Source organism: Embleya australiensis (genome assembly GCF_051903075.1).
In the GTDB taxonomy this organism is placed as follows: Bacteria; Actinomycetota; Actinomycetes; order Streptomycetales; family Streptomycetaceae; genus Embleya.
This window is the reverse complement of sequence record NZ_CP182423.1, coordinates 3,668,839-3,689,182: the sequence shown is the minus strand read 5'-3', so window position 1 is coordinate 3,689,182 and position 20,344 is coordinate 3,668,839. Positions and strand designations below refer to the sequence as shown.

Genomic DNA, 20,344 nt, shown 5'->3' with positions numbered 1-20,344 from the left:
CCCGTCACGTTTCCCCTGGAGATACGCGTGAGCCGAGCCGTTGTCTACGAGACGTTCGGAGGCCCCGAGGTGCTGGAGGTGCGAGAGGTGGCCGAACCGCATGCCGGGCCGGGCGCGATCCGCGTTCGCGTCACGGCGGCCGGTCTGAATCCGATGGACTGGGGTATCGCCGCGCAGCCCGAGGTGGCGGCCCGCTTCGGCATCACCACGCCATCCGGCTTCGGTTTCGACTTCGCCGGGGTCGTCGACGAGGTCGGCGCCCGCGCCACGGGTTTTGCCGTGGGCGACCGTGTCTTCGGCGGCGCGCCGGGCAGGGCCGTCGCCGATTTTGTGGTGATCACGACGCCCACCGAGGCGACCGGGCCGCTCTGGCACACGCCGGAGGGCATCGGCGACGAGGTCGCGGCCACGCTTCCGGTCGCCGGCATGACCGCCGCCGCCGCGCTGGCGGTGATGGAACCGCGTTCGGGCGACACCGTCCTGGTCGGCGGCGCCGCGGGCGGTGTGGGCGTGTTCGCCATCCAGCTCGCCAAGCTCACCGGCTCCAGGGTGATCGGGACCGCCGCGGAGAGCACGTTCGAGTTCCTGCGCGGATTCGGCGTCGAGCCCGTGGCCTACGGCCCCGGATTGGCGGAGCGGGTACGGAACCTGGCCCCGGAGGGCGTGACCGCGGCGACCGATCTGTTCGGCGTCGAAACCGCCGAGGCGGCGCTCGCGCTCGGTGTGCCGCCCGAGCGGATCGCCACGATCGCCGCAGGGCCCAATCCTCCCGGCGGCGTCCGCGCGACCGGCGGTTTCGACGCGGATCCGAACGCCATGAAGCACATCACCGACGCGATCCTCGGCGGCGCCGTCACCGTGCCGATCGCCGCGACCTTCCCGATCGAGCGGATCCGCGACGCGGTGACCCTACAGGCCGGACGCCACGTCCACGGCAAGATCGTGATCACCCTGGGACCTCGTCCCCGCTGAACGACGCGCCCACGCTCCGCTCGTCGCGTCGCCGGCTCAGATCCAGTCGCTCCGGGCGGCGTACAGGGCCAGTTGGAAGCGGGTGGTGGAACCCGCGACGGTGTGGAGCCGTTCCAGGTTGCGCGACAGGGTGCGGCGGCTGATGCCGAGCAGTTCGGCGCTGGTCTCGTCGGTGACGCCGCTGCCGAGCAATTCGAGGATGCGGCGCCGCAGGGGCCGCAGCGTCGGCGGGACTCGGCCGCCCAGGTGCAGGGGGAACGCCGAACGCCACGAGGACTCGAAGAGGCCGGCGAGCGCCGACAGGAGGCTCGACGGGCGGACGATGAGGATGGAGTCGTTGATGTCCGCTTCCACGAAGGACATCGACACCAGGGCCAGGCGCCGATCGAAGATGGTCAACTTCACCGGGACGGTGGGCAGTACGCGGGCCTGCTCGCCCGCGGCGATACAGGGCTTGATGTCGCACGCGTGGTAACGGCTGTTCTGCACGGCCGACTTCGAATAGACGATGCGGTATTCGACGCCCTGGCAAGGTTGCGCTCCTCGGCCTCGTTGGGGTTCCCGATCCGGCCCGGCGTGGCCGCGTCGATCAGCGCCTTCTGTACCTGGGCCGGCGTAGCGGCGGGATGGGCGGCCAGGTAGATCGCCGCCGCGCCGCTGACGTGCGGGGTCGCCATGGAGGTTCCACTGGCCGTCCGCGTGGCGGTGTCGCCGTCCTTCCACGCGGAGACGATGCTCGTCCCGGGCGCGAACAGGTCCGTGCACGTGCCGTAGTTCGAGGTGGACGCGCGCCGATCCGAGGAGTCGGAGTTCTGTACCGTGATCGCCTCGGGGAGCCGGCCGGGCGAGTAGTCACAGGCGTTCCCGCTGTCGTTGCCCGCGCCCGCGACATAGGTGACCCCCGCGGCGATCGACTTGCGGAACGCCTCCTCCTTGGCCACGCTCACACTGCCGCGAATGCTCACGTTGGCCACGGCCGGTTTCGTCGCGTGTGCGGTCACCCAGTCGACACCCTGGATCAACTGCGAGGTGCTGCCCGAATGGGCACAGCCGATCACCCGCACCGAGACCGGCTTGACCTGTTTGGCGATGCCGTAGTCACGGCCACCGAGCGTGCCCGCCACGTGGGTTCCGTGGCCGTTGCAGTCGAGGCCGTTGTTGCCGTCGCCGACCGCGTCGAATCCGACACTCGCCCGGCCTTCGAACTGCTGATGCGTCACGCGGATGCCGGTGTCGATCACGTAGGCGGTGACGTTGGCCGCGGTGTTGAGGCAGGCGTACCGGTGATCGAGCGGCAGCTGCGCCTGGTCCACCCGATCCAGGCCCCAGGACGGCGGATCGCTCTGCGTGTAGGTGATCTCCTCCACACCGTCCTGCTCCACGCGGATCGGTTCTACTCCCCCACACGCCCCGTCGGTGGCCGGCTCCCGCCACTGGCGACACCGGGCCACGGCCGGCGGCGATCCGTCCGGAGCGGTGGCCGCCGGCACGGAACGCTATTCCAGTACTAGGATAGCGGCCATGGACCGAGGCATGACCGCTGCCGAGCTCACGTTGCTCGGCCTGCTGGTGGAGCAACCCAGGCACGGCTACGAGCTGGAGGAGGTGATCTCCGAGCGCGGCATGCGCGAATGGACGGAGATCGGCTTCAGCTCCATCTACTACGTGCTGACCAAACTTCGAGAGCGGGGCCTGATCACCCAGACCGACCCGACCCGATCCGCGGGCGGCAAGACGCGCAAGGTCTACACCGCGACGCCCGAAGGGCACCGGGCGTGCGCCGCCGCGGCCGAGGAGGCGATCGCGGAGCTGCATCCGGTGTTCCCGCGCATCCTGGTGGGCCTGGCCAACACCCCGGCCATCGACCGGGAGCGCCTGCTCGCCGCCCTCGATCGGCGTTCCCGCGCACTCGCCGAACGCATCGAACACGTCGGCCGCGCCGCCACCGCGGACCGGCATGCCCCGGACTTCGTCCGCGCGATCTTCGGCCACGCCCTCGGTCAGCTGTCGGCCGAGGCCGAGTGGCTGTCCGACTACCGAGCCTCGCTCGACACACCACCCCACAACCAGGAAGGTGCGGCACGGATGACCCCGTACGACGTGAAGCGCGAGCACAAGGCGCTGTACGCGCCCAAGAACACCACGTGGGCCATCGTCGACGTCCCCGAGCAGCAGTTCATCGCCGTCGACGGCGCCGGGGATCCGAACACCTCATCCGCGTACGCGGACGCGGTCGCGGCCCTGTACTCGGTCGCCTACACCCTGAAGTTCGCCGCCAAGCGCACGGACGCCGGCGACTTCGTCGTCGCTCCACTGGAGGGCCTGTGGTGGGCGGACCGGCCGGAAGTGTTCACCACCCGCGCCAAGGACAGCTGGAACTGGACGATGCTCATCGCCATGCCCCCCTGGATCACGAAGAAGATGATCGAGCAGGCCAAGGAGACGGCCCTCGCCAAGAAGAAGCTGCCCACGATCTCCGAGGTACGACACCTGACGCTGCACGAAGGACCCAGCGCCCAGGCGCTGCACATCGGCCCCTACGACGACGAGGGGCCCATCCTGCACGAACTCCACCACACCTACTTCGAAGCCAACGGCCTACGGCACGGAGGTCTGCACCACGAGATCTATCTCAGCGACCCACGCAAGACCGCCCCGGAGAAGATGAAGACCGTCCTGCGCCAGCCGGTCCGACCCATCGACCGATAACCGTTGCCGTCGCCGTCGCCGTCGCCGTTGCCGGTACTTCGGCAAGGCGCGGCGACCACGCTCGCGTGATCGGGATCTTCGTTGACTCGCGAGCGGCTGTCGTGATCTTGTCGAGTGTCCGTACACAGAGCAGGGCAGCCGCTCTCGACACCGCCTCACCCGACGGGCCGACGGTGTCGCGTGCCGCCGGAACCATCCGAGAGTGAGCAGCAGTGCAGGAAGTGACCCCCCACGACGTCAACGTCAAGCGCATGACCGAGGCCCTCGACGACATCAGGCGGCGCACCTTCGGCCGTTGGCACTGGATGGAGTACGGCGGCATGTCCATGGGCGACTTGGCGCTGATGCGTGACGAACTTCTCGACCACGCCGCCGCCCGACTGGCCGGCGACTCCTCGATCGACGAGACGCTGCGCGATGTGCTGCGGACCGCGGCGGAGTGCTCGCTCGGTCTGCTCAGCGTGGGCTGCTTCCCCAATGGCGACCAGGAGATCCTCCTCCCGCTCATCGACGAGCGGTTCAGCACCGAGAACAAGGCTTTCGAAGGCATCGTCGAGAACGCGCCCACGGCTTCCCTGTGGGTCGAGACCTTCGAGTTGTGCCTGATCAGCGGACTACTGTGGGAGTGGCGGCGGGTGATCGGCCTCCTGCTGCGCGAGGATCACGCGCCCGCGATCCGCGACGGCGTGCCGTACTCGAAGTTCGACTCGGTGTCGCATCCGGCAGACCGCGCGCAGATGGACGCACTGGCCTGCTACCTGGCCACGTCGCCGGATCACCGCCCCCACGACTGGCCGACCGTAACGCTGCGCAAGCCCGACGCCGCCGAGCGCGCGACGGCGGCCCGCCGACTGGACGCGGCCGGCACGCTCACGCCCGACCAGCACCTGCTCCGCCGTCTCCTCGACGACGACCGGCAAGCCTTCGAGCAGGCACTGGTGGCCCGCCTGCACAGGCACCGCGAAGACGCTCCGGACGACCCTGCCCCCAGGACCCTGCTCCCCCACGGCACTCTCGCCGTCGCCGCACTCGCGGTTCAGGTACACGGCTGGCAACTCGACGTCCACTCCGGATACTTGCCACAGATACTCCTGGGCTCCACCGACGCTCTGTCACAGGCAGCCACCGGCGAGAACACCCTCGGCGCCTCGTAGGCTGCGCCGAACGCGTTCCGACCCCGGTCTCGACGCCGGGGTCGGAACGCGCATGTCCGGAGCGGACGGGCAGTCCCCCCGCGTTCAGGGCCGCGACGACCAGTGACTCCGGTACGGATCACGGCCGGACGCACGGCCGGCTGCGGATCAGATCAGACGCAGGTACAGGGAGACGCTGTTGCCGGACGCGTTCCAGGCGAACGTCTTCTTGTTGCCCTTGGGGCAGGCGTTGGCGCTGTTGACCGCCACCGAGCCGACGCTGCCGTAGACCTCGGCGCACTTTCCGTCGGCCTTGGTGTCCTTCACGTAGCCGTCGACGTAGACCCGGCTACCCGAACACCAAACGGTCCAGTGGGCCTCGGCGCCGTTGATGTAGACGTCCTTCGTCTCCGGGCAACGGCCCAGCACGCTCACCTCTCCGGACGGCGCGGCGGGCGCGGCCGAGGCGACGGCCGTCCCGGAGCATGCCGCGAACGCCGCCACCGCGACGAGCCCTGTGATCATGCGTCGTTTCATGGTGTTGTCTCCCGTCTGTCATTGGTTGTGCAATGGCAGGACGACGCTATCCAGGGGGTCGGCCGAGCGCGTCAAACGTGGGGTGTATCCGTCCCCACCACGGTCGTTCTACATCCGCACGTCGACATACCGCCGTCGTGCCGGCCGACGCGGATCGGAACTCGATCGCCGGGTCCGGCCGGCGGGGCCACGGGTACGGGCGGTGTCCGGGCGTAGACGAGAGGGAAGGCCCGGACGCCCCCGAAGGCGTCCGGGCCGGTGTGCCCTGGTCGTCAGTACCAGTACCAGCGTCGGGCCGGCTTGTTGGTGAAGATGCGTCGCATCGTCGCAGCCATGGCTGATCACCTCCTTCCCATGTCGTGTACGGACGGGTGGCGCGGGGTGCGGTTCAGGAGGAACAGTCGCGGGACATTGCCCTCCGACATGGTGGCGCGCGTGTCACCGTCGGTGACGGCCAGGCAGGCGTGGTCGGTGAGGGCGGTGAGCGACTCGATCAGCAGCGTGTGTGCAACCGCCGCGCCGGCGCAGCTGAATGGCCCGGTTCCGAAGGGGATGTAGGGGCCGTGCCCGCTGTTGGCGGCCCAGCGTTCGGGCCGGAAGGTGTCGGGGGAATCCCAGTGGCGTTCGTCGTGGTGCAGCAGGTATGGGCAGACCGAGACCAGCTCACCGGACGGAAAGCTGGTACCGCCGATGTCCACGGCGCGTGGAAGTGTGCGCCCGAGCATCCAGGGCACCGGGCGGTGTCTCAGCGCCTCGCGCACGACGTGATCGATCGGCCAGGGCCACGGCGCGGCGCTGCCGTGGTGCAGGCAGGCCAGCAGTACCGACCATGCCAGCGACGCGCTGACGGGAGCCATGATCGCCCGGAACATCATCAGGTGCAGGTCGGCCACCGTCCGGTCGGACACCTCCGCTTCCGGGCACACCGCGAGCACCGCGTCCAGCATGTCCCGCGGTTCGTCGGCGGGGTGCCGGCGGCGCCGGTGTGCCTCCTCGGTCACGGCGGTCACCAGCCCGGCCCGCACCAGCTCCGCCCGGGCCCGCCTCCACACATGCGACGAACGCACCGCCACACCCTCGTGGGCGGCCCGTCGCATCAACTCCCGGCTGCCGCCCGGTGTGTCGGGATGCAGCAGCACGTCCGCCAGGCAACGGTAGACCAGTCGCGAGCCGGCGTCCGGCCACCGGCTGGTGGTCGGCAAATCGGCCACCGCCCCAGGCAACGCGGCGCGGTAGCGCGGTACGCCGGCTCGCAGCAAACCCCGTACCGCGCGGCCCAGTTCCGCCTGCGCCTCGCGAGCGGGCAGCAGTTCACCGAAGAAGACCGATCCACCGGCGTGGTACTCCGGATCCCGCAGCAGTGTCTGCGCCAGATCGGTATCGCGGACGCACCAGCCGCCCCAGGGAAGCCGCATCACCCCCGCCGTACTGCCGCGGCTCAGCTCCTCGATGTAGGCAAGGGGGTCTCGCCGCAAGCGGATCCTGTACCCCATTCTCATCCCCCACCTTCGGTGACCCTTCGCGCCCAACCGCCGAGCCGAAATCCGGCCCGCCAACCGATCGGACTAACCAGACGGTTCCGCACTTTCGTCCGAATGTACCCATATTCACCCGATCGAGTGAGGGTGCAGGGCGGAGACGTGAGGCGAACGGCGTTGGTGAACGCGCCGGTTCCGGCGCGGCGTCGCCGGTGCGGTGATGTCGTCTTCCGCCGTGTGGGTGTCCGTCTGCGAGAGTTGACCCCTTGCGGCGGTGTCGGCCGGGACGCCGCAGGCATGCGCACACGCACACGCACACGCACAAGGGAGTCGACGTGATACCGACCGAGGCGGACCTCACCGAAGCCGTGTACCGGGCCGCCGGTGCCGCCGTCTCGGACCTGTTCCGGGAATACCCGGAACACGACTTCTACTACTGCGCGTTGGTCACGCCGGGCGAGGCCTTCGGGCCGTCGCTGTCGGCCTGGTCGACCCAGGCCCTGGCCGCCGCGTCGGGCGGATCCGCGACCGAGGCCGACATGTTGCGGTGGTCCTACGCGGACTCGCCCTTCTGCACCTACGGGGAGCACCACCTCGCCCCGATCCGAAGCCTGTTCGACGCCCGACCGCAGGTCTTCGAACTCCCCGACGACGAAGCGGAGGCCGAGTTCGAACTACGGCTGCGCGCGATGGTCGCGGCCATGGCCCGCCTCGACGCGGAAGGACTCTTCGGCCACGGCGAGCAACGCCTGTCCATCGTCGCCGTCGTCGAGGTCCCCGGCGACGAGGGCGAAAACGCCGCCCGCGCCTCCGCCCTGAACCCTCCGGCGGCCGCCGCCGCATACGTGGCCGAGAACTCGCCCGCATCACCGCTCTGAAGCTCCCGGCCCTTCTCCTGCCGAAGCGAAACGACGGCCCGCGAAGTCGTCGGCCTGTGCCTGCTCGTCTTCGTCCTGGGCCTGATCCGGGGAGAGCCGACCGAGTCGATGGCGGTCACCGCGATCAGCCCGGCGGTCGCCGCGGTCCCCGAATCACTGCCCGCGGTGGTCACCCTGGGACTGGCCCTGGGCGCCCGGCGGATGGCGACGCAGGACGCCGTCGTGCGCAACCTGCCCGCCGTCGAGACGCTCGGGTCCGTACGGTGCTTGCCACGGACAAGACCGGCACGCTGACCGAGGGCCGCATGGTCGCCGAACGAGTGTGGACCGCCCGGACGACGGCCGAACTCACCGGTAGGGGCTACGCGCCCGATGGCCGGGTGCTCGTCGACGGGCGACCACTCGACGACGGTTCCGCCCCGGACATCCGCGAGTTGCTCACCGTGGCGTCGCTGTGCAACGACGCCACCCTCGTACCCCCGGGAACCGACCCCGAGTGGTCGGCGCTCGGGGATCCGACCGAGGCGGCCCTGCTCGCCGCCGCCGGCAAGGTCGGGATCGACCGCGCGGAGGACGCGGAGCAGGGCATGTCCCTGCTCGGTCTGATCGCCATCAGCCATCCGCCCCGGGAGGCCGCACGAGCCGTCGCCACTCGGCCGGGCATCCTGCGCGACGGCGACACCACCGTCCTGACCGGCGTCGACCTGAGCAACGACCCCGAACGGGACCCGACCACCGCACGAGTGTTCGCCCGAACGACTCCTGAGCAGAAGCTGACGATCATCCAGGCCTGGCAGTCCCGGGGCGACGTCACGGCGATGACCGGAGACGGTGTCGACGACGGGCCCGCCCTGCGCCGAGCCGACATCGGGGTCGCCACGGGCGGACGCGGCACCGAGGTGGCCCGTCAGGCGGCGGATCCGGTCCTGGCCGACGACGAGATCGGGACCGTCGTCGTCGCGGTGGAGGAGGGCAGGCGCGTCTACGACAACATCCGCCGCTTCCTCGTCTACGGCCTGTCCGGGGGCGCCGCCGAGATCGCCGTGATGATGCTCGGACCGCTCCTGGGACTGCCCCTGCCGCTGCTCGCCGCCCAGATCCTGTGGATCAACCTGCTCACCCACGGGCTGACCGGCGTCGCCCTCGGCGCCGAACCCGCCGGTCCCGGCACGATGCGGCGCGCAACCCGGTGTCGTCACGGGCCTGCGAACCCGGCTGCTCATCCGCGCAAACCCGTTCCTGCCGATCACGGTCCTCGCCTCCGCCGCTCTGGGCCTGGCCGGGGCGTACGTGCCCATGCCGCGGGACCTGCTGAGCACGCACGCCCTCCCGGCCACAGACCTCCTGATCCCGCTCGCGGGCGCCGCAGTCGGCTTCCTCGCCGCCCGCGCCGACCGATGGATCGCGGCGCGCGGCCCTGCCTGCGGCCTCGACCCGTGTGGCCCCTGCCCGTAGGGCCGTTCGGCCCTTCACCCGACATGGGATGAAGCGCGAGCGTGTGGGCAGAGCGGAACCACGGCGACAGACGAGAGGACAAACGATGACGATGGCCACGACTCCCGAGGCACCGGATCTGACGATGGTCGACGCGTGGTGGCGGGCGGCGAACTACCTCGCCGTGGGGCAGATCTATCTGCGGGACAACCCCCTGCTCACCGAGCCGTTGCGGCCCGGGCACATCAAGCCGCGCCTCCTCGGACACTGGGGCACCTCGCCCGGTCTGAACCTGATCTACGCGCACCTGAACCGGGTGATCCGTGAACGCGGCACCCACGCCATCCACGTCACCGGCCCCGGACACGGCGGCCCCTCCGCGCTCGCCGCGTCGTGGCTGGACGGCACCTACAGCGAGCGCCACCCGAACGTCCCCCGGGACGCGGCCGGCATGGCCACCCTGTTCCGGCAGTTCTCCCAGCCCGGCGGCGTGCCCAGCCACATCGCGCCGGGCGTACCCGGCTCGATCCACGAGGGCGGCGAACTCGGGTACAGCCTCTCGCACGCGTTCGGCGCCGCCTTCGACAACCCCGACCTGGTCGTCGCGTGCGTGATCGGCGACGGCGAGGCCGAGACCGGGCCGCTGGCCGCGTCGTGGCACGGGAACAAGTTCCTCAGCCCCCGCACCGACGGCGCGGTCCTGCCGATCCTGCACCTCAACGGCTGGAAGATCGCCAACCCGACGCTGCTCGCCCGCATGCCGCGCGCCGAACTGGACGCGCTGCTCACCGGGTACGGCTGGCGCCCCATCCACGTCGAGGGCGACGAACCCGCCCGCGTACACGCCGAGTTCGCCGCCGCACTGGAGCAGGCCCTCGACGAGATCACGCACCTGAAGGCGACCGCGCACACCCGCCCCCGATGGCCGATGCTCGTGCTGCGCACCCCCAAGGGCTGGACCGGCCCGCACACCGTCGACGACACCCCCGTCGAGGGCACCTGGCGCTCGCACCAGGTCCCGTTGGCGGGCGTGCGCGAGAACCCGGAGCACCTGGCCCTGCTCGACGCGTGGATGCGGTCCTACCGACCGGACGAACTCTTCGACGCCGACGGGCACCCCGCCCCGATCGTGCTCGCCAACGTCCCCGCCGGCGACACCCGACTCGGCGCGGTGCCCGAGACCAACGGCGGCACTCTGGTACGCGAGTTGCCGCTGCCGGACCTGCACGACTTCGCGGTCAAGGTCTCCCAACCCGGCGCGTCCTCCTCCGAACCCACCCGCGCGCTGGGCGAGTTCCTGCGCGAGGTCTTCGCCCGCACCGCAACCCGCCGCGATTTCCGCCTGTTCGGCCCGGACGAGACCGAGTCCAACCGCCTCGGCGCCGTCTACCGCGCCACCGCCAAGGCCTGGCAGGAGCCGATCACCGACCTCGACACCCACCTGGCCCCGGACGGGCGCGTGGTGGAGATCCTGTCCGAACACACCTGCCAGGGCATGCTGGAGGGCTACCTCCTCACCGGGCGGCACGGCGTGTTCTCCTGCTACGAGGCGTTCACCCACATCGTGTCCTCGATGTTCAACCAACACGCCAAGTGGCTGCACGCCTGCCGCGAGATCGACTGGCGCCCACCCATCGCCTCGCTCAACTACCTCCTCACCTCCCACGTCTGGCGTCAGGACCAGAACGGCTTCTCCCACCAGGACCCCGGCTTCGTCGACAACGTCATCAACAAGCGCCCCGAGGTCGTCCGCGTCTACCTGCCCCCGGACACCAACACCCTTCTGTCGGTGGGCGATCACACCCTCCGCAGCCGCGGCCTGGTCAACGTCATCGTCGCGGGCAAGACCCCGACCCCCGACTGGCTCACCATGGACGAGGCAATCCTGCACTGCACGCGCGGCGCCGGGATCTGGGAGTGGGCCTCCAACGACGACGGCGACCCCGAGGTCGTCCTGGCCTGCGCCGGCGACGTACCCACCCTGGAAACCCTCGCCGCCGTCGACCTGATCCGCCGCCTGCTCCCGGACCTGCGCGTGCGCGTGGTCAACGTGGTCGACCTGATGCGGCTGGTTCCCGAGACGGAGCATCCCCACGGCATGCCCGATCGTGAGTACGACGCGTTGTTCGGCACGGATGTCCCGGTGATCTTCGCCTACCACGGCTACCCGTGGCTGATCCACCGCCTCGCCTACCGCCGGCACAACCACGCCCACCTGCACGTGCGTGGCTACAAGGAGTACGGCACCACGACGACCCCGTTCGACATGGTCGTCCTCAACGACATGGACCGCTATCAGCGGGTGATCGACGTCATCGACCGCGTCCCCGGCCTGGGCACCCGCGCCGCGACGGTACGCCAGAGCATGGTCGACGCCCGCACCCGACACCGCGCCTGGATCCTCGAACACGGCGAGGACATGCCCGAGGTACGCGACTGGACCTGGCCGACGAACATCCGCAAGCCGTAGCACCGAACCGGGCCCGCGAAGTGACCGCCCCCACCCGAACCGGGTCGTACAACCGGACGCTTCGCGGGCCCTCGGACCGCGCGCACACGCCGCGTGGAGGCAAGGTCGTGGCCGTGAATCGGATACGCCGGGCGGCTGATGGTTCGCGCGGGTGGGGTTCGATCGTCGGTGGTTGTGCGCTTAGTGCTCGATGCGGCCGGTCCAGTTCGGCTCCACGACCGCCCACTCGCGCTCCCAGGCGCGGGCTCGGCGGCGGGAGGTCAGCAGGTGCTCCGCGCCGAACGCCCCGGCCGTGACCATGAACGCCAGGGCGAACACGAGCATCCCGGCGGTGATCCCGTCGACGACGATCGCGCCGTGGCTCGGTGGGGGCGTGGTGGGCCGGCCCTCGGCGTCGAGCCAGATGCCGGCCGTGTCGCCCGCCGCTCCGCCGGGCGGCACCTGCGCGACGCCGGTGTGGGTCGTACCATCGGCCGCGACCCATCGCACGCCCGCCGCCACCGTCGCGACGCCGGTGTGGGTCGTACCATCGGCCGCGACCCATCGCACGCCCGCCGCCACCGTCTCGGCGCCGGGCCTGGCCACGGTGGGTGGCTTGATCGACAACACGGCGGAAACCCGGTGCTTGTGCGCGAGTTCGCGGCTACGAGCCGTCTCGCCGGAGCGAATCTGGACGTGAACGGCCGCCAGGACGAGCAGCGGCACCAGGATCAGGGCCAGGATCGTCAGCGCGAGCGTGGACCGCAGGTGCGTGACGTCGCAGCGCCGATACAGCGGCTCGCGGCCGAGGAGGGCGCGCATCCGGCGTCGCCCTCGTGCGGGCGTTCCGAAAGCTCGCGGCCTCGGGCCGATCATGACGCGGTGGCGGGTATCGGCACGACTGCCACCGGGCAGGACGCGTGGTGCAGTACCGCGTGGGTGGTGGGGCCGAGGCGCATCGGGAAGGGGCCGTGGGCGCGGTGGGCGGCGACCACCAGCAGATCCGCGTGCGCGGCGACGCCGATCAACGCGTAGGCGGGCGCCCCGGTGGTGACCATGGCCTCGATCGTGACGTCCGGCGCCTCGGCCCGGATCGGCGCCAGGATCTCGGTCAGGAGCTGGTCGTGGCCGGCCGCCATGTCCAGCGGGTCGCCCAGCAGTGGCGCCACCACGCCCGGGAAGTAGCCCGCCATCGTCAGGGTCCACACGTGTACGGGGATCACCCTGCCGCCGATGCCACGGGCCCGTTCCACGGCGAACTCGACCGCCGGCGTGTCGCTGTCATCGGCGACGCCCACGACGACGCTCGGGGTGTCCACCTCGTCGGCCTCCTCGGGCACGACCACCACGGGACAGGTCGTGTGTGCGCACACCCGCAGGGACACCGATCCGAGCAGCAGGCCCGCGAACCCTCCGTGGCCGCGCGTGCCCACCACGATCGTCTCCGCCCGTCGGCTCGCCTCCAGGATCACGTCCGCCGCCGGTCCCTCGAGCAGGGAGGTTTCGACGGTCAGGTGGGGGTATGCCGCGTGGCTCCGGGCCGCCGCCTCTTCCAGGAGGGCCCGGGCGCCCCTGCGGACCTCGGCCGCTCGGGCGTGGCCGCCGAGGGCGGCTGCCGGGACGGCCATCGTCAGGTGGAGCGGCGTCTTCGCGTCGGCGGCGGCGCGGGCACCCCACACGAGCGCGCGTTCACCCCCGGGCGAGCCGTCGTAGCCGACCAGGACCCCGAGTTCGGGGAGATGGGTTCCGGTGCTCATGACATGTCCAATCGTCGACGCACGACGCCTCGGGCGGCGGAGTCGGGTTCGCGACATCCGGTCGGCCCCTCACCCTCAGCGTGCGCCCGCTCGACCGGCGGACACAGGGCTGCCCGGTACCACGGGGCGGGGACTTTCGGCCCGGGGTCGACCATCCCCACCGGCCCTGTGCCGGGGGTCGCGAAGGCTCGATGGTGGAGACAGGGCTCTTCCGGTCGGAACCGGTACCTCCCCCGCCTGCCCGCACCCGGACATTCGCTACTTGCTCGCAACCGAGACCACCGACACCACCCGAAGGAGCTCGACATGGAATCGCTTGGCACCCGGTCCGACCGGGAAACGACGGACGTGGCCTCCCGGCGTGGCGTCGTGCCGGCCGGCGGCGCCGCCGGGGACCGCTCGAAGGGCCGGATCGTGGTCGGCCTGGACGGCTCGTACGGGTCCGCGGTCGCCCTGCGGTGGGCCGCGCGGGAGGCGGCCGAGCTCGGCGTCGTCCTGGACGTGGTCGCGGCATGGACGGACGCCGACCCCGAACGTCCGACCCTGGACCACCCGGACGCCCCGCTGTCGGTGGCCCGCGAGCGGCTGGAGCGCGCGCTGGCGGACCTCGTACGGGTGCCGATCCCGCCGGAGCGCATCGTGGCCACCCCGCTGCACGGCAGCGCCGGCGAGGTCCTGGTCGCCCGCGCCCGGGACGCCCGGTTGCTCGTACTGGGCACCAGCGGCATCGAATGCCCCACGATCCCCGGCCCCACGGGGTTGTACTGCCTGCGCCACAGCGCCACCCCGGTGCTCTTCGTCCCCACACCGGACGCCTGATCCCGCACATCACCCGGCACCCGCCCGACCGCCCGAGCCTGACGTCCAGGCTCGGGCGGTCGATCGTTCACGGCACTCCCGAGATCCGATTCCGGGCGACACGGTCCGTCCGGCGTTCGGTGATGTGCACGGAGGTGCGCTCCGCAGGGAGTGCCCGACCTGCGCCGGCGTCGGTCAGGCCGATGTGCGGTGCGGCAGGGTGCCGGCGAAGATCGCGGCCTGGACGCGGCGTTCGAAGCCGAGTTTGTGCAGCATCGTGGAGACGTAGTTCTTGACGGTCTTCTCCGCCAAGTGCAGGCGCTCGGCGATCCGGCGGTTGGTCAGGCCCTCGGCGACCAGGCCGAAGATCCGGTGTTCCTGGTCGGAGAGGGACGCCACGCGCGGGTCCTCGCGTGTTCCGGTGCGGACGCGCGGTCGAGGACCTTCGGCATGGCGCGTCCTCGTCGTCGCGATGGGGTTCGACCGGGCGAGGCGGGATGCCGTGGACGTTCTGCTCCGGCCGAACGTCTGAAGCGTGGCCGCCGCCGCGTCGGCGCGCCGGTGCCGAAGGTCCCGACCCGAACGCCGATGGTCACCCCGCCCGCCCCGGCCGTACGGCACCTCGACGCCGGCGGCGCGGACCGGACGGGGCCGAACGGCCCGGTGCACCGGGCAACGCGGCCCTGTCACGGCACCCGAATCGGCGACAGGCTCGTGGTGTCAGGCCGAAGACGTCGCCACCGATGCCTCGGCGACTCGCCGCATATCGACCAGGGGGTTCGCATGTTGCAACGCAAGATCGAGGACGTCATGACCCGGGACGTGGTCACCGTCGGCCCCGACGCCGAGTTCCGCGACATCGTCGCCGCGTTGCACGACCGGCGGATCAGCGCCCTGCCGGTCGTCGACGACGAGCGGCGGATCCTGGGCATCGTCTCGGAGGCCGACCTCCTGCGCGCCCAGGTGGAGCAGGCCGAGGACACCCACCTCCTGCCGGGCCTGCGCCGACTGGCGAACCGACACACCAAGGGCGAGGGCCACACGGCACACGAGCTGATGACCACCCCCGTGGTGAGCGTGGAACCCGTCGCCGGCACCCTGCGCGCCGCGCGTCTGATGGACCGCCATCACGTCAAGCGCCTCCCGGTGGTCGACGCGGACGGTCGGCTGATCGGCATCCTCAGCCGCTGCGACCTGCTGCGCACCTTCCTGCGCCCGGACGAGGACATCCGGACCGAGATCGAGCACGACGTCCTGCGCAGCGCGCTGTGGCTGGAGCCCGGCACGATCGCGGTGGACGTGCGCAACGCGGTGGTGTGCCTGTCCGGGGCGGTCGACAACCGCAGTCTCATCGACATCGTGCTGCGGCTGTGTCGCGCCGTCGACGGCGTCGAGAGCGTGACCCACACCCTGACCTTCGACTTCGACGACAGCCACATCAGGCCCGGCCCGGCGCACTTCAGCCGCCGCGTGCCCGGCCGTTGAGGAGGACACCGTGTTCCACGTCTCCGGCCGCATCGGCCTCATTCCCAAGCAACACCTGGATCGGCTCCTGGCGTTCGGCCGACCGGTCACGTTCGAGCCGGGCACCCGCCTGTTCGAGGAGAACCGACCGGCCCGCACCTTCTGGCTCGTCGAGGGCGGCTCCGTCTGCCTGGACCTGCACGTCCCCGGCGGGCCCGCGGCGACCGTCGAGACCCTGGGATCGGGTGAACTCGTCGGCTGGAGCTGGCTGTTCCCACCCTACCGGTGGCACCTGGGCGGTCGCGCCGTCGGCACCGTCCGGGCCGTGGAGTTCGACGCGGGCGCGGTGCGGGCCGAATGCGAGCGCGATCCGGCCTTCGGCCGAGCGATCGCCCTCGCGTGCGCGCAGGTGATCGCCGGCCGCCTCCAGGCGAGTCGACTGCGACTGCTGGACCTGTACGGGCCCCACCGTTCGACGGACGACGGCCCCGCCGAGGGCTGAGACCACGCAGGCTCCGGCATCGCCGCGGTATCCGGGGCCTGCGACGCGCCCGGGGTGAGACCACGGCCCGCCGGCAACGCGTACCACCGCCTACTCGCTCGATCCCACGAGTTCGACGTGAACGACAACATCTCGGCCCACGCAACCGCGGATGCCGACGACGCGACCGTGCCCGCCCGCGTCGTCGTGGGCGTGGACGACCCCCCGATCTCGGACCTCGCAACCGATCGGGCCGCCGAACGACCCGGCCCCGGGGGGCGAGCCGGTTCGCCGGGTGACGTCACGTGCCCTTTCCGGAGGCGACGAGTGAACGTGTCTGGTGGGCGATCTCGATGTCCTCGCGGGCGGTGACGACGAGCGTGCGGACCGGGCCGCCGGCGGCGCCCACGTCGGCGTCGCCGCGCGCCTCGGCGTTGGCGCGCGGGTCGAGGAGCACGCCCAGGAAGGCGAGTTCGCGAACGGCGTCGGCCCGGATGGCGTCGTCGTGTTCGCCGACTCCCCCGGTGAAGGCGAGCACGTCCAGGCCGCCCATCGCGGCGGCCATGGCGGCGATCCTCGTCCGGAGCCGGTAGGCGTAGATCCGGCGGGCGATCGTGGCGCGCCGATCGCCGGCCCCGGCCGCGGCGCGGATGGCCCGCATGTCCCCGCCGTGTCCGGCCAGCGCCGCCATGCCTCCGCCGTGCTCCAGCGCCTGTTCGAGGTCCTCCACGGTGACGCCCTGGCGCTGGAGCCACAGGATCAGGCCCGGGTCGACGTCGCCCGCCCGGGTCGCCATGACCAACCCTTCGGCCGGGGTGAATCCCATGGTCGTGTCGACCGATTCGCCGCCGCGTACGGCCGCCAACGACGCCCCCGCACCCAGGTGGCAGCTCACCACCCGCGCCGACTCCGGCTCCACGCCCGCGAGTTCGCAGGCCCGCCGGGTGGCGTACGCGTGGGACAGGCCGTGGAAGCCGTACCGGCGCAGCCCCCATTTCGTGCGCCAGCCCTCCGGCAGGGCGTACGTGCTCGCCTCCGCCGGCAGCGTGCGGTGGAACGCGGTGTCGAAGCAGGCGACCGCCGGCACGTCCGGCAGCGCCCGACGAACCGCGTCGATCCCCGCGAGCGCCCGCCCCTGATGCAACGGCGCCAACGGCGCGAGGCCGGCAATCCGCGCCAACACCGACGGATCGAGCCGCGTCGCACCCGTGAACTCCGCACCACCGTGCACCACCCGATGACCGACCGCGTCGACGGACCCGGCATCACGCAGGAATCCCGAAACCGCCCCATCCGGAATCACATCGGAGCACTCGACGGTTGACGCACACACCACGGCGTCGCGCGCGTCGAGCACCGACAGCTTCACCGTCGACGACCCCGCGTTGACGACAAGGACTCGTTCCGTGCTCATGATGTTGGTACTCCCTCGTGATCGATCCGGATTCGATAAGCGGACACCGGGATCGCATCCGCGGCGCGGCCTCGGATACCGAGGCCCGCACGGGTTCAGTCGTCGCCCACGTGGGGACGCAGCCTGCGACCGGTGACGTCGCTCGGACGGACCCGGGTCCAGACCTCCGCGACGCCTTCGGAGCAGGTACGGGCCTCCGCCTTCGCCAACCGGGCCGTCTCGGCCGGATCGGTCACGGGCTCGGCGTCGCGGATCACCAGCACGCTCCACCCCAACCGGGCGATCCGAATCGGATCGTCCACCTCGAAAGCCACCCGCCCGACCAGATCGGCCGGCCGCGAGCCCACCGCGCTGCGATGGATCACATCCGTGCCGTCCATCAGGTAGTCGACCGGCAGCACGAACGGTTCCCGGGTCTCGGGCGCGGGGCGCTGGTACCCAGTGCCGCCGCCAAACCCGTGAGCGCCGCGAACGACACCGGCGCGGACCCCTCCTCCAAGTGCTCGAGCCAGTCCACCGACAGGTCGGTACGGCGCGCGGGTTGCCGCACGGTGAGCCCGAGGCCACGTCGCCGCCGCCGTACGCCGACCGCCAGGACAAGGTGGTCGGGGCGGTGTGTACCCGCCGTTTCGTCGTCCATGTCCGCGCCTCCGTAGTCGGGGGTGTTGCCTCCACCGACGGTTCCGCCTCGGGAGCGGGTCCGGCAGGGCCGTTGGACCCGTGCGCCCGGAAAATCACCGGCCCGAAGGGACTTGCGGGACGTTCGACCGGCTTACCCGCGCCGGATCACCCGCGCCGGGATCTCGGCGTGCGGTGGTACAGCGTCACCGGGATGTACGGCCAAGCCGGTGTGAAGGGGGCGAGGGCCATCCGAACGGCACCGCGTACACGACGGAACGCGGTGGCCGTCGGGGAGGCGCCGACGGTGATGTCGGCGAGCACGACGCTCTCGCGCGCCGTCAGATCGACGTGCACGTCGTCGGGCGCGGCCACCCCGGCGAGCGCGCGGGACACCGCACGCGCCACCACCCGGTGCGCGGTGGGCCCGACCGGGGAGAACGCGCGGTGACAGGCGGTCTCGACATCCGCCCGCCCACACACCACGTCCGCACGCGACAGCGTCCCGGACCCGTCGAGGGCGTCGACGGGCCCGCAGACCACCAGCGGGACACCGGCCACGAGCGCGCACATCGCGCCCTGTTCGCGCGCCGTCCGCGGTCCCGCCCCGGTGCGCACATCCACGACGACGTCGACGTCCGGAGCGAGCAGCGGACATTCACCGCCCGCCGCCCACGCCACACACGGCGCTTCTTCGGTTCCGGTCGCCGGTCCGTCATGGCAGCGCAACACTGTGTGCCCGGCCGCCGTCAACTCGCTCGCGACCTGTCCGCAGCCGCCCGTGTGCGACTCGGTCATCACGATCTTCAGCCCCCGTCGACGCATGATCCCTCCCCTGGGTCGCAGCACAGCCTGCCCGTCGGCAGGCGGCCAGCGGCAGGGCCGAACGTCGCTTCGCGGACGGCTCGTTCGAGCCCGAGCGCATCCCCCATCCGAGCCACCGCACGCCGGCCCACTCCGGGTGGCGTGCGCTGGGTGGCGAACCGAAACGGGGCGTACATCCAGGCGGAACGGGCCCTGGTCACCGGGCAGCGCGGCCCTGTCCCGCTCGCGCCGGCGATCGCAGGCTGAGGGCGTCCCCGGGAGGTGGCACCGTGAACGTCCTCGTCGCGTACGCGAGCACGCACGGAAGCACACAGGCAATCGCCCGCTTCCACGACGTCGCGGGGGGTTCGGAGATCGGGCGCGAGGTTCGCGACGCCGTCGCGACCGCCGGGCTCAGGTTCGGTGTCGCTCGTTGCCCTGGTGCAACTCGGTCATGTACACGGCGGCCTGGACGCGGCGTTCGAGGCCGAGTTTGTTCAGGACCGCCGAGACGTAGTTCTTGACCGTCTTCTCCGCCAGGCCGAGGCTTTCGGCGATCTCGCGGTTGGTCTGCCCCTGGGCGATGTGCTCCAGAACCTGTTGTTCCCGTTCGCTGAGCCCGGTCGGCCCCGGCTCCGCGGCCGGTCCCTGACGCACACGTTCCAGGACGCGCGTGGTCACCGCCGGGTCGAGCAGCGACTGTCCGGCGGCGACCGCACGCACGGCGGCGATCAGGTCCCGGCCGCGGATCTGCTTGAGCACGTATCCCGCCGCGCCGGCCATGATCGCCGCGAACAGCGCGTCCTCGTCGTCGTACGAGGTCAGGATCAACGCGTTGATCTCGGGGAAGCGCGAACGCACCTCGCGGCACACGTCGATGCCGCTGCCGTCCGGCAGGCGCCCGTCGAGAATGGCGACGTCCGGCCGCAACGCCGGAATGCGCCGGGCCGCTTCGACTGCCGAACCCGACTCGCCGACGATCTCGATGTCGGGTTCACCACCGAGCAGGTCGGCCAGCCCCCTGCGAACCACCTCGTGGTCGTCCAGCAGGAACACACGGATGGGCGATGTCGACACGGCCCTCCTCCCGAGATCGCACGTAACTCCATTGTCGGACGTCGTGGACGCCCGTGCCTGTCACACCGTCACCGTATCGGGCGGTGCAGCCCCAGGAGAACGGTCAGCAGGTCACGGTCGGTGAGAATCCCGAGCGCCGCGCCGCCGGCGTCGACGACGGGCAGCGCGTCGCGGCGGTGCCTGAGCAACCGCTCGCCCGCCGTCACCACGTCGGTGTCGGGGGAGACGAAGGTCGTCTCGGTGTCGGCGACGACGCGGCCGGCGGTGTGCTGCTTGAGGCCCAGCGGGTCCAGGGTCCAGACGGCGGGCGAGGTCGCGGTCGCTGATCAGGCCCAGGGCCC

Annotated in this window: 23 protein-coding genes; 10 read left to right on the top strand and 13 right to left on the bottom strand. The window is 71.4% G+C overall.

Translation table 11 applies throughout. The features are described 5' to 3' along the window. The first annotated feature begins 27 nt into the window (after positions 1 to 27). Positions 28 to 972, top strand: a complete 945-nt coding sequence (locus tag ACMXN5_RS46225; protein ID WP_439680875.1) for an NADP-dependent oxidoreductase — start codon at positions 28 to 30, stop codon at positions 970 to 972. A 36-nt stretch (positions 973 to 1,008) separates the two neighbouring features. On the opposite strand, the gene ACMXN5_RS46220 is transcribed toward ACMXN5_RS46225, so the two are convergent. Beyond that, positions 1,009 to 1,377 carry a hypothetical protein gene (locus tag ACMXN5_RS46220; RefSeq protein WP_439680874.1) on the bottom strand — a complete coding sequence of 123 codons (369 nt, stop codon included), beginning with the start codon at positions 1,375 to 1,377 and terminating at the stop codon, positions 1,009 to 1,011. Continuing rightward, entirely contained in the window at positions 1,374 to 2,354 is a 981-nt protein-coding gene (locus tag ACMXN5_RS46215) for a S8 family peptidase (RefSeq protein ID WP_439680873.1), read from the bottom strand. Before ACMXN5_RS46215 ends, ACMXN5_RS46220 begins: the two co-directional genes overlap by 4 nt. A 151-nt stretch (positions 2,355 to 2,505) precedes the next feature. On the opposite strand from ACMXN5_RS46215, the gene ACMXN5_RS46210 reads away from it, so the two are divergent. Then, a complete protein-coding gene (locus ACMXN5_RS46210; protein ID WP_439680871.1) occupies positions 2,506 to 3,681 on the top strand; it encodes a GyrI-like domain-containing protein in 1,176 nt (391 codons plus the stop codon). 212 nt (positions 3,682 to 3,893) lie between these two features. Next, positions 3,894 to 4,835: an immunity 49 family protein gene (locus ACMXN5_RS46205; RefSeq protein WP_439680870.1), complete on the top strand. Its 942-nt coding sequence runs from the start codon at positions 3,894 to 3,896 to the stop codon at positions 4,833 to 4,835. A gap of 147 nt (positions 4,836 to 4,982) precedes the next feature. Here ACMXN5_RS46205 and ACMXN5_RS46200 read toward each other — a convergent pair whose 3' ends face one another. After that, a complete protein-coding gene (locus ACMXN5_RS46200; protein ID WP_439680869.1) occupies positions 4,983 to 5,339 on the bottom strand; it encodes a hypothetical protein in 357 nt (118 codons plus the stop codon). A gap of 353 nt (positions 5,340 to 5,692) precedes the next feature. After that, on the bottom strand, positions 5,693 to 6,844 hold the full coding sequence (locus tag ACMXN5_RS46195; RefSeq protein WP_439680868.1) for a cytochrome P450: 1,152 nt from the start codon (positions 6,842 to 6,844) through the stop codon (positions 5,693 to 5,695). 320 nt (positions 6,845 to 7,164) lie between these two features. On the opposite strand from ACMXN5_RS46195, the gene ACMXN5_RS46190 reads away from it, so the two are divergent. The 4 genes from ACMXN5_RS46190 to ACMXN5_RS46175 are packed head-to-tail and all read left to right on the top strand — an operon-like array spanning position 7,165 to position 11,611. Further along, a complete protein-coding gene (locus tag ACMXN5_RS46190) occupies positions 7,165 to 7,707 on the top strand; it encodes a DUF4303 domain-containing protein (RefSeq protein ID WP_439680867.1) in 543 nt (180 codons plus the stop codon). Between the two features lie 54 nt (positions 7,708 to 7,761). Then, on the top strand, positions 7,762 to 8,001 hold the full coding sequence (locus tag ACMXN5_RS46185; RefSeq protein ID WP_439681426.1) for a P-type ATPase: 240 nt from the start codon (positions 7,762 to 7,764) through the stop codon (positions 7,999 to 8,001). After that, positions 7,971 to 9,194 carry an HAD-IC family P-type ATPase gene (locus ACMXN5_RS46180; RefSeq protein ID WP_439680866.1) on the top strand — a complete coding sequence of 408 codons (1,224 nt, stop codon included), beginning with the start codon at positions 7,971 to 7,973 and terminating at the stop codon, positions 9,192 to 9,194. The genes ACMXN5_RS46185 and ACMXN5_RS46180 overlap by 31 nt, the downstream gene beginning before the upstream one ends. Positions 9,195 to 9,247: 53 nt before the next feature. After that, entirely contained in the window at positions 9,248 to 11,611 is a 2,364-nt protein-coding gene (locus ACMXN5_RS46175; RefSeq protein ID WP_439680865.1) for a phosphoketolase family protein, read from the top strand. Positions 11,612 to 11,791: 180 nt separating this feature from the next. Here ACMXN5_RS46175 and ACMXN5_RS46170 read toward each other — a convergent pair whose 3' ends face one another. After that, positions 11,792 to 12,412: an Rv1733c family protein gene (locus ACMXN5_RS46170; protein WP_439680864.1), complete on the bottom strand. Its 621-nt coding sequence runs from the start codon at positions 12,410 to 12,412 to the stop codon at positions 11,792 to 11,794. A gap of 50 nt (positions 12,413 to 12,462) precedes the next feature. After that, positions 12,463 to 13,347: a universal stress protein gene (locus ACMXN5_RS46165; RefSeq protein WP_439680863.1), complete on the bottom strand. Its 885-nt coding sequence runs from the start codon at positions 13,345 to 13,347 to the stop codon at positions 12,463 to 12,465. A 306-nt stretch (positions 13,348 to 13,653) separates the two neighbouring features. On the opposite strand from ACMXN5_RS46165, the gene ACMXN5_RS46160 reads away from it, so the two are divergent. After that, complete coding sequence (locus ACMXN5_RS46160; protein WP_439680862.1) at positions 13,654 to 14,166, top strand: universal stress protein; 513 nt, start codon at positions 13,654 to 13,656, stop codon at positions 14,164 to 14,166. 174 nt (positions 14,167 to 14,340) lie between these two features. Here the strand turns inward: ACMXN5_RS46160 and ACMXN5_RS46155 are convergent, their stop codons facing one another. Then, positions 14,341 to 14,544, bottom strand: coding sequence for a response regulator transcription factor (locus ACMXN5_RS46155; protein ID WP_439680861.1), 204 nt, complete (start codon positions 14,542 to 14,544; stop codon positions 14,341 to 14,343). Positions 14,545 to 14,928: 384 nt separating this feature from the next. Between ACMXN5_RS46155 and ACMXN5_RS46150 the strand changes: the two genes are divergently transcribed. Together ACMXN5_RS46150 and ACMXN5_RS46145 are read left to right on the top strand one after the other, a co-directional pair. Continuing rightward, on the top strand, positions 14,929 to 15,630 hold the full coding sequence (locus ACMXN5_RS46150) for a CBS domain-containing protein (protein WP_439680860.1): 702 nt from the start codon (positions 14,929 to 14,931) through the stop codon (positions 15,628 to 15,630). Positions 15,631 to 15,640: 10 nt separating this feature from the next. Then, complete coding sequence (locus tag ACMXN5_RS46145) at positions 15,641 to 16,111, top strand: Crp/Fnr family transcriptional regulator (RefSeq protein ID WP_439680859.1); 471 nt, start codon at positions 15,641 to 15,643, stop codon at positions 16,109 to 16,111. A 280-nt stretch (positions 16,112 to 16,391) separates the two neighbouring features. Here the strand turns inward: ACMXN5_RS46145 and ACMXN5_RS46140 are convergent, their stop codons facing one another. The 6 genes from ACMXN5_RS46140 to ACMXN5_RS46115 all read right to left on the bottom strand — a co-directional run bounded on the left by ACMXN5_RS46140 (position 16,392) and on the right by ACMXN5_RS46115 (position 20,287). Further along, positions 16,392 to 17,504, bottom strand: coding sequence for an acetate/propionate family kinase (locus ACMXN5_RS46140; protein ID WP_439680858.1), 1,113 nt, complete (start codon positions 17,502 to 17,504; stop codon positions 16,392 to 16,394). Positions 17,505 to 17,599: 95 nt separating this feature from the next. Continuing rightward, complete coding sequence (locus tag ACMXN5_RS46135; RefSeq protein ID WP_439680857.1) at positions 17,600 to 17,905, bottom strand: pyridoxamine 5'-phosphate oxidase family protein; 306 nt, start codon at positions 17,903 to 17,905, stop codon at positions 17,600 to 17,602. Then, positions 17,884 to 18,144: a helix-turn-helix domain-containing protein gene (locus ACMXN5_RS46130; RefSeq protein ID WP_439680856.1), complete on the bottom strand. Its 261-nt coding sequence runs from the start codon at positions 18,142 to 18,144 to the stop codon at positions 17,884 to 17,886. The genes ACMXN5_RS46135 and ACMXN5_RS46130 overlap by 22 nt, the downstream gene beginning before the upstream one ends. A 146-nt stretch (positions 18,145 to 18,290) precedes the next feature. Further along, positions 18,291 to 18,947 (bottom strand): hypothetical protein, encoded by a 657-nt coding sequence (locus tag ACMXN5_RS46125; protein WP_439680855.1) that lies wholly within the window; start codon positions 18,945 to 18,947, stop codon positions 18,291 to 18,293. Between the two features lie 393 nt (positions 18,948 to 19,340). After that, positions 19,341 to 20,003, bottom strand: coding sequence for a response regulator (locus tag ACMXN5_RS46120; RefSeq protein ID WP_439680854.1), 663 nt, complete (start codon positions 20,001 to 20,003; stop codon positions 19,341 to 19,343). A gap of 68 nt (positions 20,004 to 20,071) precedes the next feature. Next, a complete protein-coding gene (locus ACMXN5_RS46115) occupies positions 20,072 to 20,287 on the bottom strand; it encodes a CBS domain-containing protein (protein ID WP_439681425.1) in 216 nt (71 codons plus the stop codon). Between the last annotated feature and the right edge of the window lie 57 nt (positions 20,288 to 20,344).